This is a genomic window from Methylobacterium sp. A49B, assembly GCF_053346215.1.
Window position 1 is genome coordinate 1 of the sequence record NZ_JBKFBO010000129.1, and the last position, 16,442, is coordinate 16,442.

Consider the following 16,442-nt stretch of genomic DNA (forward strand, 5'->3'; position numbering starts at 1 on the left):
ATGGGCAAGGAAAAGTTCTCCCGCACCAAGCCGCACTGCAACATCGGCACGATTGGGCACGTTGACCACGGCAAGACGTCGCTGACGGCGGCGATCACGAAGGTTCTGGCGGAGACGGGCGGGGCGACGTTCACGGCCTACGACCAGATCGACAAGGCGCCGGAGGAGAAGGCGCGCGGGATCACGATCTCGACGGCGCACGTGGAGTACGAGACCTCGAACCGGCACTACGCGCACGTGGACTGCCCCGGCCACGCCGACTACGTGAAGAACATGATCACGGGCGCGGCGCAGATGGACGGCGCGATCCTGGTGGTGTCGGCGGCCGACGGCCCGATGCCGCAGACGCGCGAGCACATCCTGCTGGCGCGTCAGGTCGGCGTTCCGGCTCTGGTGGTGTTCCTCAACAAGGTCGACATGGTCGACGACGAGGAGCTGCTGGAGCTGGTGGAGCTTGAGGTGCGCGAGCTTCTCTCGAAGTACGACTTCCCGGGCGACGACATCCCGATCACCAAGGGCTCGGCGCTGATGGCGCTGGAGGACAAGGAGCCCAAGATCGGCAAGGAGGCGGTGCTGGCGCTGATGGCGACGGTGGACAGCTACATCCCGCAGCCGGAGCGCCCGATCGACATGCCGTTCCTGATGCCGATCGAGGACGTGTTCTCGATCTCGGGCCGCGGCACGGTGGTGACGGGCCGCGTCGAGCGCGGCATCGTGAAGGTGGGCGAGGAAGTCGAGATCGTCGGCATCCGGGCGACCACGAAGACGACGGTCACGGGCGTGGAGATGTTCCGCAAGCTGCTCGACCAGGGCCAGGCGGGCGACAACGTCGGCGTTCTCCTGCGCGGCACGAAGCGCGAGGACGTGGAGCGCGGCCAGGTGGTGTGCAAGCCGGGTTCGGTGAAGCCGCACGCGAAGTTCAAGGCCGAGGCGTACATCCTGACCAAGGAGGAGGGCGGGCGCCACACGCCGTTCTTCACGAACTACCGGCCGCAGTTCTACTTCCGCACGACGGACGTGACCGGGATCTGCACGCTGCCGGAGGGCACCGAGATGGTGATGCCGGGCGACAACGTGACCATGGACGTGGCGCTGATCGTGCCGGTGGCCATGGAGGAGAAGCTGCGCTTCGCCATCCGCGAGGGCGGCCGCACCGTCGGCGCCGGCGTCGTCGCCGCCATCAACGACTGACGATTGATTGGGGCGGCGTTTCGCGCCGCTTCGCCTTCGCGCCGGCCCCCGACCTATCGGGGGCCGGCGTTGTCGTCTGGGACCGACAAGCCCGTTGAGGGATGCGCTCTCGCGGCGATCCTCGTGCTCGGTCCCGGGGCGTATTCCGCTGGCGCTGCATGCGCCCAGGAAAAGGCCGGGATTTATCCTGCGTGCCCCCTTTTTCCGGACAGCTGGAGCGAAGCGGAACCTGATCCGGGATCCAGCGGACGGAGCGCCGCGAGAACGGCTCCGAAGCCCCGCTTCCCGCAAGCAGCCCCTTGCAAGCCGGGCCGCGATGGGGCATTGGGCGGTGCGCTAGGAGTGTAGCTCAACTGGTCAGAGCGCCGGTCTCCAAAACCGGAGGTTGCGGGTTCGAGTCCCTCCACTCCTGCCAGACATTCAACCCGATCCCGCGCGGCGGCCCGGTCGACAAGCCGGGGGAGTTGCGCTAGAGCGGGCGCAATCCGAGATCTGAAGCGACCGTCGGTGCGGGCCCATCCGGGTCCTCGGCGCCGACATTCGCATTCCCGGATGCGGTCTCTGCCTCGGGGCCGAACACGCACAGACACTGGCGCCATGGCATCGAACGAAGCGACCAAGAAGGTGGACCTGGTGCGCGGCGCAGCCCGCGGACCCGCGAATCCGCCGCCGGCCCGGCCGGCGACGCCGACCCGGACGCCGCAGAAGCGGGCCACGCCGGGCGAGTTCTTCGCGCAGGTTCGCGACGAGGCCCGCAAGGTCACGTGGCCGACCCGCCGCGAGACCACCATTACGACGATCATGGTCTTCGTGATGGTCGTGGCCGCGAGCGTGTTCTTCACGGTGGTGGACCAAGCCCTGCGCTTCGTGGTCGGCCTGATCCTGGGCGTCTGAGGGCGGCCCAATCGGACGAGGGAGACCTCGCGGACTTGTCGGAGTTGAACGGAACCGTGTCGAAGCGCTGGTATATCGTCCACGCCTACTCGAACTTCGAGAACAAGGTCGCCCAGTCCATCAAGGACCAGGCGGCCCAGCGCGGGCTGACCGAGCTGTTCGACGAGGTGATGGTCCCGACCGAGAAGGTCGTGGAGGTGCGCCGCGGCCGGAAGGTCGATGCCGAGCGCAAGTTCTTCCCCGGCTACGTGCTGGTGAAGTGCGATCTCACCGACGAGGTCTACCACCTCATCAAGAACACCCCGAAGGTCACGGGCTTCCTCGGGGCCGACAAGTCGAAGCCGGTGCCGATTCCCGACGCCGAGGCCGAGCGGATCAAGGGCCAGGTCGCCGAGGGCGTCGACCGGCCCAAGCCCTCGATCTCCTTCGAGATCGGCGAGACCGTCCGGGTCTCGGACGGTCCGTTCGCCAGCTTCAACGGCACCGTTGAGGAGATCGACGAGGCCCGTTCCCGCCTGAAGGTGGCCGTGTCGATCTTCGGCCGTGCCACACCGGTGGAACTGGAATACGCCCAGGTCGAGAAGGCCTGATCGTAGAGCGAGTAGGGAGTAGCGAATAGCGAGTAGGGACGCAGGTGCCCCGCCGGGCTGATAGCCCTATTCGCTATTCGCTACTTCCTACTCGCTAAACCCCGCGGGAGACCCGCCCGGCCTCGCCTCCGGGATCCACGGCTCGCACCGCGACCTGCAACCGTCCGACCCGCCGCGCTTCAGGCCGCGTGGGGGCGGATCCTCATTGGGAGCAGTCCCATGGCGAAGAAGATCACGGGCTACGTGAAGCTTCAGGTCCCGGCCGGCGCGGCGAACCCGTCGCCGCCGATCGGTCCCGCGCTCGGTCAGCGCGGCCTCAACATCATGGAATTCTGCAAGGCCTTCAACGCGAAGACCGCGCAGATGGAGAAGGGCACCCCGATCCCGGTGATCATCACCGCGTATCAGGACCGCTCCTTCACCTTCGAGATGAAGCAGCCTCCGGTCACCTTCTTCCTGAAGAAGGCCGTCGGCCTGAAGCTCGGCAAGAAGCCGGCCTCCGGCTCCAAGACACCGGGCAAGGGCCCGACCGTCGGCAAGATCACCGAGGCGCAGCTCCGCGAGATCGCCGAGAAGAAGATGCCTGACCTCAACTGCGACACGGTCGAGTCGGCCGTCGCGATGATCCGTGGCTCCGCGCGGGCCATGGGCCTCGAAGTCGTCGCGTAAGGGAGGGCAGCATGGCTAAGGAAGGCAAGCGCATCCGCGCCGCCCGCGAGGGCATCGAGGTTACCAAGCTCTATCCCCTCGACGAGGCGATCAAGCTGGTGAAGGAGCGAGCGACCGCGAAGTTCGACGAGACCGTCGAGGTCTCGATGAACCTCGGCGTCGATCCCCGTCACGCCGACCAGATGGTCCGCGGCGTCTGCAACCTGCCGAACGGCTCCGGCCGGACGGTGCGGGTCGCGGTCTTCGCCCGCGGCGCCAAGGCGGACGACGCCAAGGCAGCGGGTGCCGACATCGTCGGCGCCGAAGATCTCCTGGAGATCGTGCAGGGCGGCAAGATCGAGTTCGACCGCTGCATTGCGACCCCCGACATGATGCCGCTGGTCGGCCGTCTCGGTAAGGTGCTGGGCCCGCGCGGCCTGATGCCGAACCCGAAGGTCGGCACCGTCACCATGGACGTGAAGGGTGCGGTGGCCGGCGCCAAGGGCGGCTCGGTGGAGTTCCGCGTCGAGAAGGCCGGCATCGTCCATGCCGGCGTCGGCAAGGTCTCGTTCGACGCCGACAAGCTCGTCGAGAACATCAAAGCGTTTGCGGACGCGGTCGCCAAGGCCAAGCCCGCGGGCGCCAAAGGCACCTACGTCCAGCGCATCGCCGTCACCTCGACGATGGGCCCGGGCGTGAAGGTCGAGCCGAGCACGGTTCTGACCGCCTGAGCTAAGGCGAAGCCTCTACGCTGCGGAGCGCCCGGCCGGAAACGGCCGGGCGTTTTGCTTTGCGGGGGCGAGGGTGGAGCGAATTTCCGACGTCGACATGTTGGCGAGCCGGCGGAATGCGACCCGGGACCCAGCACAGAAATCGCCGCGACAGCGGCACCACGCTTCCTCACGCCATTCTTAACCGCCGAGGGGGGCGCCAAGGCGCATGGCTGTGCTAGATAGGCCGCCATGCGATGCACCCTGACGGTCACCTCCAAGCGACGCATCCTGTGCGTCTTTCCCGCCTACACACCGTCCTTCGGGACATTCTCACATGCCTACCCGCTGATGGGCGGGGTGAAGGCGTTCATGCCGCCGCAGGGGCTGCTGCTGATCGCGGCCTATATGCCGGAGGCTTGGGAATGCCGGTTCATCGATGAGAATATCCGCCGCGCCGGTCCGGTCGACTTCGCCTGGGCGGACGCGGTGTTCGTCTCCGGCATGCACATCCAGGAGCCGCAGATCCACGACATCCGCGACCGCGCTCGCGCCGCCGGCAAGGTCACGGTGCTGGGCGGTCCCTCGGTCTCGGGTGCCCCGGAGAAGTACGGCGATTTCGACTACCTTCACATCGGCGAGATCGGTGACGCCACCGACCAGCTCGTCGCGCGCCTCGATGCCGACCTGACTCCCCCGCCTGCCCAGGTGGTGCTGGAGACGAAGGACCGCCTCGCGCTCGCGGACTTCCCGGCCCCGGCCTACGAGCAAGCACCGCTCAAGCGATACCTGATCGGCTCGCTGCAATTCTCCTCGGGCTGCCCCTATCGCTGCGAGTTCTGCGACATTCCCCAGCTCTACGGCCGCCAGCCGCGTCTGAAGAGCCCCGAGCAGATGTGCGCCGAGCTCGACGCCATCGTCAGCCAGCCGGGCCATCCGGCAGTGGTCTACTTCGTCGACGACAATTTCATCGGCAACCGCAAGGCGACCCGCGAGATGCTGCCGCATCTCGTGGCTTGGCAGAAGAAGAACAACTACCCGCTCCAGTTCGCCTGCGAGGCGACGCTGAACATGGCCAAGCAGCCCGAGATCCTCGAGCTGATGCGGCAGGCGAACTTCATGACGGTGTTTGTCGGAATCGAGACCCCGGAGGCGGACGCCCTCAAGGGTATCGACAAGACCCACAACGCCGCCGTGCCGATGTACGAGGCGATCGAGACCCTCAATTCCTACGGGCTGGAGGTCACCTCAGGCATCATCCTGGGTCTCGATTCCGACACCGACAAGTCCGAGCAGAACCTGATCGATTTCATCGATCGCTCGGCGATCCCCGTGCTGACGATCAACCTGCTGCAGGCTCTGCCCAAGACCCCGCTCTGGGACCGGCTGGAGCGCGAGGGGCGTCTCGTCCACGACGCGGCGCTGGAATCGAACGTGCTGTTCAAGCGCCCTCACGATCTGGTGGTGGGAAGCTGGCGCCGCGCCATCACGCACGCCTACGAGCCCGAGAAAATCTTCGAGCGCTTCAAGCACCAGTGCGCGGTGACCTACCCGAATCGCATCACCACGCCGACCGCCGGCAAGCTCACCTTCACCAACCTGCGCCGGGGCCTGATCCTCGGCTTCAACATCATCACCCGGGTCGGGATCTTTTCCGACTACCGCAAGCCGTTCTGGAGCGCGGCCGGCTACGCGCTGAAGCGCGGGCAGATCGAGGCGGTGTTCAACATGGGCTTCGTGGCCCACCACCTGATCCGCTTCACCCGGGAAGCCCTGCGCGGCGAGCACAACGCCTCCTTCTACGCCGCCAAGGCTGCGGAGGCGAAAGCCGCCCGCGACCGGAGTTGGTGGGAGGCGGCACGGCGGAAGCTGGTGCCGGAGCGGGAGGCGGCGTAGCTCTGGATCCGGACCGCGCGGAGCGATGCCGTCAGGGCAAGGCTCCCGCGCAAGTCCTTGCCTGCGGCGGAAAAGTCGCGCTTCGGCCCTTGGCAGGCGGCTTGCTAGGCTCTATACACCGCGCCTCACGCATTTCATCCTCACGGAAGGAGACGGCCGATCGGCCGGTTTCCGCTCGAAATGTCGCCCGGGCAACCGGGTGGCACTGGCCGGAAGGATCCTAGGGGCGACGAGCCCCGCGGAGCCTTGTCCGGCCATGTCCTGTCCGAGACTGCAGGTGCCGGTTCGCCGGCTTAATCCGCCAGCCTGCACAGACGGGGAAGACCGAATTCGAAAACGCTCCGCCTCGGCTCGCGCCGCGGAGGGGTTGTCGGTTTGAACCAACTCGCCCGAGGCGGCCTCCAGGGGCACGCGCGGGGACAGGGCCGCGAAGCGTCGTTCGGACGTTCCCGGTCTTACGGCCGAGATCACGTCCGGGCGGCATGTGCAACCGGCGGACCCGAGACCGGGTTCTGCCAACCGGAGAGAGCCCAGTGGACCGGACAGCTAAAGCTGATCTCGTCTCGACGCTCAACGGCGTGTTCAATCAGAGCGCCGTCGTCGTCGTGGCCCACTACAAGGGCCTCACGGTCGCCGACATGCAGAAGCTGCGCTCGCAGATGAAGCAGGCCGGCGCCACCGTGAAGGTCGCCAAGAACAGCCTCGCCGGCATCGCACTCGATGGCACGGACGTCGCCTCCATCAAGCCGCTCCTGAAGGGCCCGACCCTGCTCGCCTATTCCGGCGATCCGGTCGCAGCCGCGAAGGTCGCGGTCGATTTCGCCAAGGCCAACGACAAGCTCGTGATCCTCGGCGGCGCGATGGGGAAGACCGCCCTGAACCCGGACGGCGTGAAGGCGCTCGCCTCGCTCCCGTCCCTCGACGAACTGCGCGCCAAGCTCGTGGGCCTCATCCAGGCTCCCGCGACGAAGGTGGCCCAGGTCGTCAATGCGCCGGCGGCCAAGCTCGCCCGCGTGTTCGGGGCCTATGCCAAGAAGGACGAGGCCGCCTGAGGCCCTTCAAAATCCATCCGTTCGAACCGATATTGAGAGGAATTCACCATGGCTGATCTCGCCAAGCTCGTCGACGACCTGTCCTCGCTGACCGTGCTCGAGGCCGCTGACCTGGCCAAGATGCTCGAGGAGAAGTGGGGCGTCTCGGCGGCTGCCGCCGTCGCCGTCGCTGCCGGTCCGGCTGCCGGTGGTGGCGCTGCCGCCGCCGCCGAGGAGCAGACCGAGTTCACGGTTGTCCTGGCTTCGGCCGGCGACAAGAAGATCGAGGTCATCAAGGAGGTCCGCGCGATCACCGGCCTCGGCCTCAAGGAGGCCAAGGACCTCGTGGAGGGCGCGCCGAAGCCGATCAAGGAAGGCGTCGCCAAGGACGAGGCCGAGAAGCTCAAGGGCCAGCTCGAGAAGGCCGGCGCCAAGGTCGAGCTCAAGTAAGTCGACGATGGGCCGGCACCGGCCCATCACCCCACGGAGGCTCCCGGCGAGCCTGTCGTGACTGGAGCCCGCGGGTGCAGCGCCCGCGGGCTTTAGGCCGCTTCGGCGGATGGTCCTGAAAAGGGCCGACAAGAGATTCGGTTCGGTGGCGCGGCCCGGCGGGGCGCGCGTCACGGCCCGGTGCGGGAGGTCCCTTTCGGGAACGCTTCCCCGGGCGCGAGGCACGCGGGTAGGAGCGAGGTCACATGGCCAACACGCTGGTCGGTCGCAAGCGCATTCGGAAGTTCTTCGGCAAGATCAAGGAAGTTGCCGAGATGCCGAACCTCATCGAGGTTCAGAAGGCGTCCTACGACCAGTTCCTGATGGTCGACGAGCCCGAGGGCGGGCGCGCCGACGAGGGGCTGCAGAGCGTGTTCAAGTCGGTGTTCCCGATCTCCGACTTCGCTTCCACGGCGCTGCTCGAGTTCGTCCGCTACACCTTCGAGGCCCCGAAGTACGACGTCGACGAGTGCCGCCAGCGCGGCATCACCTTCGCGGCCCCGCTGAAGGTCACCCTGCGCCTCATCGTGTTCGACGTCGATCCCGACACCCAGGCCAAGTCGGTCAAGGACATCAAGGAGCAGGACGTCTACATGGGCGACATGCCCCTGATGACGGAGAACGGCACCTTCATCGTCAATGGCACCGAGCGCGTCATCGTCTCGCAGATGCACCGCTCACCGGGCGTGTTCTTCGACCACGACAAGGGCAAGACCCACTCGTCGGGCAAGCTCCTGTTCGCCGCCCGCATCATCCCGTACCGGGGCTCCTGGCTCGACGTCGAGTTCGACGCCAAGGACATCGTGCACGTCCGCATCGACCGGAAGCGCAAGCTGCCGGCGACGTCGCTGCTCTATGCTCTGGGGCTCGACGGTGAGGAAATCCTGTCGACCTTCTACAACAAGGTCGTCTACGACCGCGACGGCGCCGACTGGCGCGTGCCCTTCGACGCCGAGCGCATGAAGGGCATGAAGGCCACGGTCGACCTGATCGACGCCGATTCCGGCGAGGTCGTGTTGGAGGCCGGCAAGAAGCTCAACGCCCGCAACGCCCGCCAGATCACCGAGAAGGGCACCAAGTTCCTCAAGGCGACCGACGAGGATCTCGTCGGCCAGTACATCGCCGAGGATCTGGTCAACACCCAGACCGGCGAGATCTGGGCCGAGGCCGGCGAGGAGATCACCGAGAAGCTCCTGAAGAGCCTGGAGGATGTCGGCACCGCCGAGCTGCCGGTGCTCGACATCGACCACGTCAATGTCGGTCCCTACATCCGCAACACGCTGGCGGTGGACAAGAATTCCGGCCGCGAAGGCGCGCTGTTCGACATCTACCGGGTCATGCGCCCGGGCGAGCCGCCGACCCTCGACACCGCCGAGGCGATGTTCCACTCGCTGTTCTTCGATTCCGAGCGCTACGACCTCTCGGCGGTCGGCCGCGTGAAGATGAACATGCGCCTGGACCTCGACGCCGCCGACACCGTGCGCACGCTCCGCAAGGAGGACATGCTGGCGGTGGTCAAGGCGCTGGTCGAGCTGCGCGACGGCAAGGGCGAGGTCGACGACATCGACCACCTCGGCAACCGCCGCGTCCGCTCGGTGGGCGAGCTCATGGAGAACCAGTACCGCCTGGGCCTCCTGCGCATGGAGCGCGCCATCCGCGAGCGCATGAGCCAGGTCGATATCGACACGGTCATGCCGCAGGACCTGATCAACGCGAAGCCGGCGGCCGCGGCCGTGCGCGAGTTCTTCGGCTCGTCGCAGCTGTCGCAGTTCATGGACCAGACCAACCCGCTCTCCGAGGTGACGCACAAGCGCCGCCTCTCGGCGCTTGGCCCGGGCGGTCTGACCCGCGAGCGCGCCGGCTTCGAGGTGCGCGACGTGCACCCGACCCACTACGGCCGCATCTGCCCGATCGAGACGCCGGAAGGCCCGAACATCGGCCTGATCAACTCGCTCGCCACCTTCGCGCGGGTGAACAAGTACGGCTTCATCGAGACCCCGTTCCGCCGCGTGCGCGACGGCGTGGTCACCGACGAGGTCGCCTACCTCTCCGCCATGGAGGAGGCGAAGTACTACGTCGCCCAGGCGAACGCCCAGATGGACGAGGCCCGCAAGCTCACGGAGGACCTCGTGGTCTGCCGCCGGGCCGGCGAGGTGATCGTCGTGGGTCCTGAGCGCGTCGACCTCATGGACGTGTCGCCGAAGCAGCTCGTCTCGGTGGCCGCGGCGCTGATCCCGTTCCTGGAGAACGACGACGCCAACCGCGCGCTCATGGGCTCGAACATGCAGCGCCAGGCGGTGCCGCTGGTCCGCGCCGACGCCCCGTTCGTGGGCACCGGCATGGAGGCGGTGGTCGCCCGGGATTCCGGCGCCGCCATCGCGGCCCGCCGCGCCGGCATCATCGACCAGGTGGACGCCACCCGTATCGTCATCCGCGCCACGGAAGAGGCCGACGCCAACAAGCCGGGCGTCGACATCTACCGGCTGCAGAAGTTCCAGCGCTCCAACCAGTCGACCTGCATCACGCAGAAGCCTCTGGTCCGCGTCGGCGAGTTCGTGAAGAAGGGCGAGATCATCGCCGACGGACCCTCGACCGAGTTCGGCGAGCTGGCGCTGGGCCGGAACGTGCTCGTCGCGTTCATGCCGTGGAACGGCTACAACTTCGAGGACTCGATCCTGCTCTCCGAGCGGATCGTGAAGGATGACGTGTTCACCTCGATCCACATCGAGGAGTTCGAGGTGATGGCCCGCGACACCAAGCTCGGGCCGGAGGAGATCACCCGCGACATCCCGAACGTTTCGGAAGAAGCGCTCAAGAACCTCGACGAGGCCGGCATCGTCTACATCGGTGCCGAGGTGAACGCGGGCGACATCCTCGTCGGCAAGATCACCCCGAAGGGCGAGAGCCCGATGACGCCGGAGGAGAAGCTGCTCCGCGCCATCTTCGGCGAGAAGGCCTCGGACGTGCGCGACACCTCGCTGCGGGTGCCGCCGGGCGTCACCGGCACCATCGTGGAAGTCCGCGTGTTCAACCGCCACGGCGTCGACAAGGACGAGCGCGCCCAGGCGATCGAGCGCGAGGAGATCGAGCGGCTCGCCAAGGACCGCGACGACGAGCAGGCGATCCTCGACCGCAACACCTACGCCCGCCTGTCGGACGTGCTGATCGGTCAGGCGCCGGTGGCCGGCCCGAAGGGCTTCAAGAAGGACACCACGCTCACCCGCGAGCTGATCAACGACTACCCGCGCTCGCAATGGTGGCAGTTCGCCGTCATCGACGACCGTCTCATGACCGAGATGGAGGCGATGCAGAAGCAGTACGACGAGTCGAAGAAGCGCCTTGAGCAGCGCTTCCTCGACAAGGTCGAGAAGCTGCAGCGCGGCGACGAGCTGCCCCCCGGCGTCATGAAGATGGTCAAGGTCTTCGTGGCGGTGAAGCGCAAGATCCAGCCGGGCGACAAGATGGCCGGCCGTCACGGCAACAAGGGTGTCGTGTCGCGGATCGTGCCGATCGAGGACATGCCGTTCCTGGAGGACGGGACGCATGCCGACATCGTGCTCAACCCGCTGGGCGTGCCCTCGCGCATGAATGTCGGCCAGATCCTGGAGACGCACCTGGGCTGGGCGGCTGCGGGCCTGGGTCGCAAGGTGTCGAAGGCGGTGGATGCCTATCTGAAGTCGCAGGACATCGCGCCGCTGCGGGAGGAGATGAAGGCGATCTACTCCCCCGGCGAGCTCGACGGCCTGACGGACGAGGAGCTGGCCGAGGCCGGCAACAACGTCCGCCGCGGCGTGCCGATGGCCACCCCGGTGTTCAACGGCGCCAAGGAGGCCGACATCGAGCAGATGCTGGAGATGGCCGGTCTCGACCGCTCGGCGCAGTCGACGCTCTATGACGGGCGCACCGGCGAGCCCTTCGACCGCAAGGTGACGATGGGCTACATCTACATGCTGAAGCTGCACCACCTCGTGGACGACAAGATCCACGCCCGGTCGATCGGCCCGTACTCGCTCGTCACCCAGCAGCCGCTGGGCGGCAAGGCGCAGTTCGGCGGTCAGCGCTTCGGCGAGATGGAGGTCTGGGCGCTGGAGGCCTACGGCGCGGCCTACACGCTGCAGGAGATGCTCACGGTGAAGTCGGACGACGTGGCCGGCCGCACCAAGGTCTACGAGGCGATCGTCCGCGGCGACGACACCTTCGAGGCCGGCATCCCCGAGTCGTTCAACGTGCTCGTCAAGGAGATGCGCTCCCTCGGCCTCAACGTCGAGCTGACGTCCTCCAAGAAGGCCGCCAACGACCAGCTTGAGCCCCCGGCCGACGCGGCCGAGTAAGCCAGCAAAAACCTCCCGTGGCGGCGGAGCACCGCCGCCACGGTCGAGCGGGGAGGGGAGGGGCCTTCCAGGGTTCGACGACGGTGAGCAGCGTCCGCGCGGGGCGCGGCGCCGGATTGTTTTCAGGACGCGGTGGCCCGGCGCGGGGCTGCCGGCGTCAACAAGGAGCGGATCATGAACCAAGAGGTCATGAACCTTTTCAACCAGCAGGCCACGCCGGTCAGCTTCGACCAGATCAAGATCTCGATCTCGTCTCCGGAGAAGATCCTCTCCTGGTCGTACGGCGAGATCAAGAAGCCCGAGACCATCAACTACCGGACCTTCAAGCCCGAGCGCGACGGCCTGTTCTGCGCGCGCATCTTCGGGCCGATCAAGGACTACGAGTGCTTGTGCGGCAAGTACAAGCGCATGAAGTACAAGGGCGTCATCTGCGAGAAGTGCGGCGTCGAGGTCACCCTCGCGCGCGTCCGGCGCGACCGCATGGGCCACATCGAGTTGGCCGCCCCCGTCGCCCACATCTGGTTCCTGAAGTCGCTGCCGTCGCGCATCGGCCTGCTGCTCGACATGGCGCTCAAGGACCTTGAGCGGATCCTGTACTTCGAGTCGTACTGCGTCATCGAGCCGGGCCTCACCCCCCTGAAGGAGCGTCAGCTCCTGACGGAGGAGGAGTACCTGCGCGCCCAGGAGGAGTACGGCGAGGACTCGTTCACCGCCATGATCGGCGCCGAGGCCATCCGGCGCATCCTGCAGGAGCTCGACCTCGACAAGATCGCCAACGATCTGCGCGAGGAGATCGCCGTCACCACCTCGGAGCTGAAGCCCAAGAAGCTGCTGAAGCGCCTCAAGATCATCGAGGCGTTCCAGCAGTCCGGCAACCGCCCCGAGTGGATGATCCTCACGGTCGTGCCGGTGATCCCGCCGGACCTGCGCCCGCTGGTCCCGCTCGACGGCGGCCGCTTCGCGACCTCCGACCTGAACGACCTGTACCGCCGCGTCATCAACCGCAACAACCGCCTGAAGCGGCTGATCGAGCTGCGCGCGCCCGACATCATCATCCGCAACGAGAAGCGGATGCTGCAGGAGGCCGTCGACGCGCTGTTCGACAACGGCCGCCGCGGCCGCGTCATCACGGGTGCCAACAAGCGCCCGCTGAAGTCGCTCGCCGACATGCTGAAGGGCAAGCAGGGCCGGTTCCGCCAGAACCTGCTCGGCAAGCGCGTCGACTACTCGGGCCGCTCGGTCATCGTGGTCGGTCCGGAGCTGAAGCTGCACCAGTGCGGCCTGCCCAAGAAGATGGCGCTGGAGCTGTTCAAGCCGTTCATCTACGCGCGCCTCGACGCCAAGGGTTTTTCCGCGACCGTCAAGCAGGCCAAGAAGCTCGTCGAGAAGGAGAAGCCGGAGGTCTGGGACATCCTCGATGAGGTGATCCGCGAGCACCCGGTGATGCTGAACCGCGCACCGACGCTCCACCGCCTGGGCATCCAGGCGTTCGAGCCGAAGCTGATCGAGGGCAAGGCGATCCAGCTGCACCCGCTGGTCTGCGCCGCGTTCAACGCCGACTTCGACGGCGATCAGATGGCCGTGCACGTGCCCCTGTCGCTCGAGGCGCAGCTGGAAGCGCGCGTCCTCATGATGTCGACCAACAACATCCTGCACCCAGCCAACGGTCAGCCGATCATCGTGCCGTCGCAGGATATCGTGCTCGGCCTCTACTACCTGTCGATCGTGGCCGAGGGCGCGCCGGGCGAGTTCAAGGCCGGCAACGCCAAGAACCCGATGCAGGGCGTCTACGGCGACATGGGCGAGCTGGAGCATGCCCTGGCCGCCAAGGCCGTGTCGCTGCACTCGAAGATCAAGTGGCGCTGGACCGGCATCGGCCCGGACGGCGAGCCCCTGACCAAGACCTACGAGACCACCCCGGGCCGGGTGATCCTGTCCGGCGCCCTGCCCAAGCACCGGAAGGTGCCCTTCGACGTCGTCAACAAGCTGATGACCAAGAAGGAGATCTCGGCGATGATCGACACCGTCTACCGCCACTGCGGTCAGAAGGAGTCGGTGATCTTCTGCGACCGGATCATGGCGCTGGGCTTCACCCACGCGTTCAAGGCCGGCATCTCGTTCGGCAAGGACGACATGGTCGTGCCGGAGAACAAGTGGTCGATCGTGGACACGACCCGCGCGCTCGTGAAGGATTACGAGCAGCAGTACAACGACGGCCTGATCACCCAGGGCGAGAAGTACAACAAGGTCGTCGATGCCTGGGCCAAGTGCTCGGACAAGCTGGCCGCCGAGATGATGGGCCGCATCTCGGCCGTCCAGAAGGACGACAAGGGTGCGGACAAGCAGGTCAACTCGATCTACATGATGAGCCACTCGGGCGCCCGCGGCTCGCCTGCACAGATGAAGCAGCTCGCGGCGATGCGCGGCCTCATGGCCAAGCCGTCGGGCGAGATCATCGAGACCCCGATCATCTCGAACTTCAAGGAAGGCCTGGACGTTCTGGAGTACTTCAACTCCACGCACGGTGCCCGTAAGGGCCTGGCCGACACCGCTCTGAAGACCGCCAATTCCGGCTACCTGACCCGGCGCCTCGTCGACGTGGCGCAGGACGCGGTGATCCGCGAGGTGGATTGCGGCACGACGAGCGGCATCAAGATGCGCGCCATCGTGGATGCCGGCCAGGTCGTGGCGACGTTGGCCACCCGCATCCTCGGCCGCGCCACGGCGGAGGATCTCGTGGCTGCGGACGGCACGGTGATCGTCAAGACCGGCGAGACCATCGAGGAGCGGCACCTGCCGGCGATCAACGCCGCCGGCATCCAGGAGGTGAAGATCCGCTCGGTGCTGGTCTGCGCCACCAAGAGCGGCGTCTGCGCCACCTGCTACGGGCGCGACCTCGCCCGCGGCACGCCCGTCAACATGGGCGAGGCCGTCGGCGTCATCGCGGCGCAGTCGATCGGCGAGCCGGGCACGCAGCTCACGATGCGCACCTTCCACATCGGTGGTGCGGCCCAGATCGCCGACTCGTCCTTCATCGAGTCGAGCTTCGAGGGCACGATCAAGATCCGCAACCGGGCGATCGCCAAGAACACGGACGGGGATCTGATCGCCACCGGCCGCAACGTGGCGGTGGTCATCGTCGGGCCCGACGGGGTCGAGCGGGCGGTTCACCGCCTGCAATACGGCGCCAAGCTCCGCGTCGACGAGGGTGACAAGATCAAGCGCGGGCAGCGGATCGCCGAGTGGGATCCCTACACCCGTCCGATCCTCACCGAGGTCGACGGCATCGTGGCCTACGAGGATCTGGTCGACGGCCAGTCCATGACCGAGACCACCGACGAGTCGACCGGCATCGCCAAGCGGGTCGTCGTCGACTGGCGCGGCTCGGCCCGGACCTCGGACCTCAAGCCCGCGATGGTCGTGGTCGACAAGGACGGCAAGGCGCTCAAGCTGCCCCGCGGCTCGGACGCCCGCTACTTCCTGCCGGTCGACGCCATCATCGGCTTCGACCCCGGCGCGACGGTCAAGGCCGGCGACATCCTCGCCCGCGTCTCGACCGACTCGGCCAAGACCCGCGACATCACCGGCGGTCTGCCGCGGGTGGCGGAGCTGTTCGAGGCCCGGCGCCCGAAGGACGCGGCGATCATCGCCGAGAAGTCGGGCACCATCGCGTTCGGCCGCGACTACAAGAACAAGCGCCGGCTCACGCTGACGCCGCATGACGGTTCGGAGGCGGTCGAGTACCTGATCCCGAAGGGCAAGCACATCCACCTGCAGGACGGCGACGTGGTGGAACTCGGCGACTACATCGTCGACGGAAACCCGGCGCCGCACGACATCCTGGCGATCAAGGGCGTGGAGGAACTCGCGGCCTACCTCGTCAACGAGATCCAGGAGGTCTACCGGCTGCAGGGCGTGTCGATCAACGACAAGCACATCGAGGTGATCGTCCGTCAGATGCTGCAGAAGGTCGAGGTGACCGACGGCGGCGACTCGGACATCCTCTCGGGTGACCAGATCGATCGCACCGAGCTGACCGACTTCAACGAGAAGCTGCTTGCCGAGGGCAAGAAGCCGATCCAGGGCGTTCCGGTCCTGCTCGGCATCACCAAGGCGTCGCTGCAGACCAAGTCGTTCATCTCGGCGGCCTCGTTCCAGGAGACCACCCGCGTCCTCACGGAGGCGGCGGTCAACGGCAAGGTCGACACCCTGGAAGGCCTGAAGGAGAACGTCATCGTCGGCTCGCTCATCCCGGCCGGCACCGGCTCGATGGTGGCGGACATCCGCGCCATCGCCCGCCGCCGCGACGCGATGATCCTGCAGCAGAAGCAGACCGAGAGCGGCGCGGTGCCGGTCGAGGAGCTTCCGCCCGCCGCCGAGTGAGGCAGCCGGCCGGTTTGCGTTGAGAGAGGGCGGCCTTCGGGCCGCCCTTTTTCGTTCCGGGCTCGCGTTGTTCGGCCGTTTCCCATCGACGACGTGAGCGCCGTCTCTGCGATCGGAGCGAAGCAAGTCAGGGCGGCGCCGCGCGTCCTGACGTCCCGCTGCCCTGGGTCGCTTCGCTGCGCTCGTGATGACGGACAGGGACGTGTCGACTGCAGCGTTCAACCCAAAGCCGCATCGAGACACCACGCAGTCGGCCGCCTTAACCGCAACTCAACCATA

At 66.9% G+C, this 16,442-nt stretch carries 10 protein-coding genes and 1 tRNA gene; all 11 read left to right on the top strand.

Annotation, left to right across the window (positions count from 1 at the left end; all coding sequences use genetic code 11):
• The 11 genes from tuf to rpoC all read left to right on the top strand — a co-directional run bounded on the left by tuf (position 1) and on the right by rpoC (position 16,163).
• Entirely contained in the window at positions 1–1,191 is a 1,191-nt protein-coding gene (gene tuf / locus ACLBX9_RS26860) for an elongation factor Tu (protein ID WP_010686902.1), read from the top strand.
• A gap of 338 nt (positions 1,192–1,529) precedes the next feature.
• Positions 1,530–1,606 (top strand) — tRNA-Trp (locus tag ACLBX9_RS26865).
• 182 nt (positions 1,607–1,788) lie between these two features.
• Positions 1,789–2,085: a preprotein translocase subunit SecE gene (secE, locus tag ACLBX9_RS26870; RefSeq protein WP_010686901.1), complete on the top strand. Its 297-nt coding sequence runs from the start codon at positions 1,789–1,791 to the stop codon at positions 2,083–2,085.
• Between the two features lie 56 nt (positions 2,086–2,141).
• The gene (gene nusG / locus ACLBX9_RS26875; RefSeq protein ID WP_039894690.1) at positions 2,142–2,675 is read left to right on the top strand and encodes a transcription termination/antitermination protein NusG; all 534 of its coding nucleotides are present in this window, start codon (positions 2,142–2,144) and stop codon (positions 2,673–2,675) included.
• A 219-nt stretch (positions 2,676–2,894) separates the two neighbouring features.
• On the top strand, positions 2,895–3,344 hold the full coding sequence (gene rplK, locus ACLBX9_RS26880; protein ID WP_010686899.1) for a 50S ribosomal protein L11: 450 nt from the start codon (positions 2,895–2,897) through the stop codon (positions 3,342–3,344).
• 11 nt (positions 3,345–3,355) lie between these two features.
• Positions 3,356–4,054: a 50S ribosomal protein L1 gene (rplA, locus tag ACLBX9_RS26885; RefSeq protein ID WP_010686898.1), complete on the top strand. Its 699-nt coding sequence runs from the start codon at positions 3,356–3,358 to the stop codon at positions 4,052–4,054.
• 231 nt (positions 4,055–4,285) lie between these two features.
• Entirely contained in the window at positions 4,286–5,929 is a 1,644-nt protein-coding gene (locus tag ACLBX9_RS26890; RefSeq protein WP_010686897.1) for a B12-binding domain-containing radical SAM protein, read from the top strand.
• A 533-nt stretch (positions 5,930–6,462) separates the two neighbouring features.
• The gene (gene rplJ, locus ACLBX9_RS26895; protein ID WP_010686896.1) at positions 6,463–6,981 is read left to right on the top strand and encodes a 50S ribosomal protein L10; all 519 of its coding nucleotides are present in this window, start codon (positions 6,463–6,465) and stop codon (positions 6,979–6,981) included.
• Between the two features lie 48 nt (positions 6,982–7,029).
• Complete coding sequence (rplL, locus tag ACLBX9_RS26900; protein WP_010686895.1) at positions 7,030–7,410, top strand: 50S ribosomal protein L7/L12; 381 nt, start codon at positions 7,030–7,032, stop codon at positions 7,408–7,410.
• A gap of 245 nt (positions 7,411–7,655) precedes the next feature.
• Positions 7,656–11,780: a DNA-directed RNA polymerase subunit beta gene (gene rpoB, locus ACLBX9_RS26905; RefSeq protein WP_447721033.1), complete on the top strand. Its 4,125-nt coding sequence runs from the start codon at positions 7,656–7,658 to the stop codon at positions 11,778–11,780.
• 174 nt (positions 11,781–11,954) lie between these two features.
• Complete coding sequence (gene rpoC, locus ACLBX9_RS26910; RefSeq protein ID WP_010686893.1) at positions 11,955–16,163, top strand: DNA-directed RNA polymerase subunit beta'; 4,209 nt, start codon at positions 11,955–11,957, stop codon at positions 16,161–16,163.
• Positions 16,164–16,442 lie beyond the last annotated feature (279 nt).

Bases quoted from the DNA above. Each gene is read 5' to 3' on its own strand.
- tuf (WP_010686902.1), top strand. From the start codon at position 1: ATGGGCAAGGAAAAGTTCTCCCGCACCAAGCCGCACTGCAACATCGGC.
- secE (WP_010686901.1), top strand. From the start codon at position 1,789: ATGGCATCGAACGAAGCGACCAAGAAGGTGGACCTGGTGCGCGGCGCA.
- rplK (WP_010686899.1), top strand. From the start codon at position 2,895: ATGGCGAAGAAGATCACGGGCTACGTGAAGCTTCAGGTCCCGGCCGGC.
- rplA (WP_010686898.1), top strand. From the start codon at position 3,356: ATGGCTAAGGAAGGCAAGCGCATCCGCGCCGCCCGCGAGGGCATCGAG.
- ACLBX9_RS26890 (WP_010686897.1), top strand. From the start codon at position 4,286: ATGCGATGCACCCTGACGGTCACCTCCAAGCGACGCATCCTGTGCGTC.
- rplL (WP_010686895.1), top strand. From the start codon at position 7,030: ATGGCTGATCTCGCCAAGCTCGTCGACGACCTGTCCTCGCTGACCGTG.
- rpoB (WP_447721033.1), top strand. From the start codon at position 7,656: ATGGCCAACACGCTGGTCGGTCGCAAGCGCATTCGGAAGTTCTTCGGC.
- rpoC (WP_010686893.1), top strand. From the start codon at position 11,955: ATGAACCAAGAGGTCATGAACCTTTTCAACCAGCAGGCCACGCCGGTC.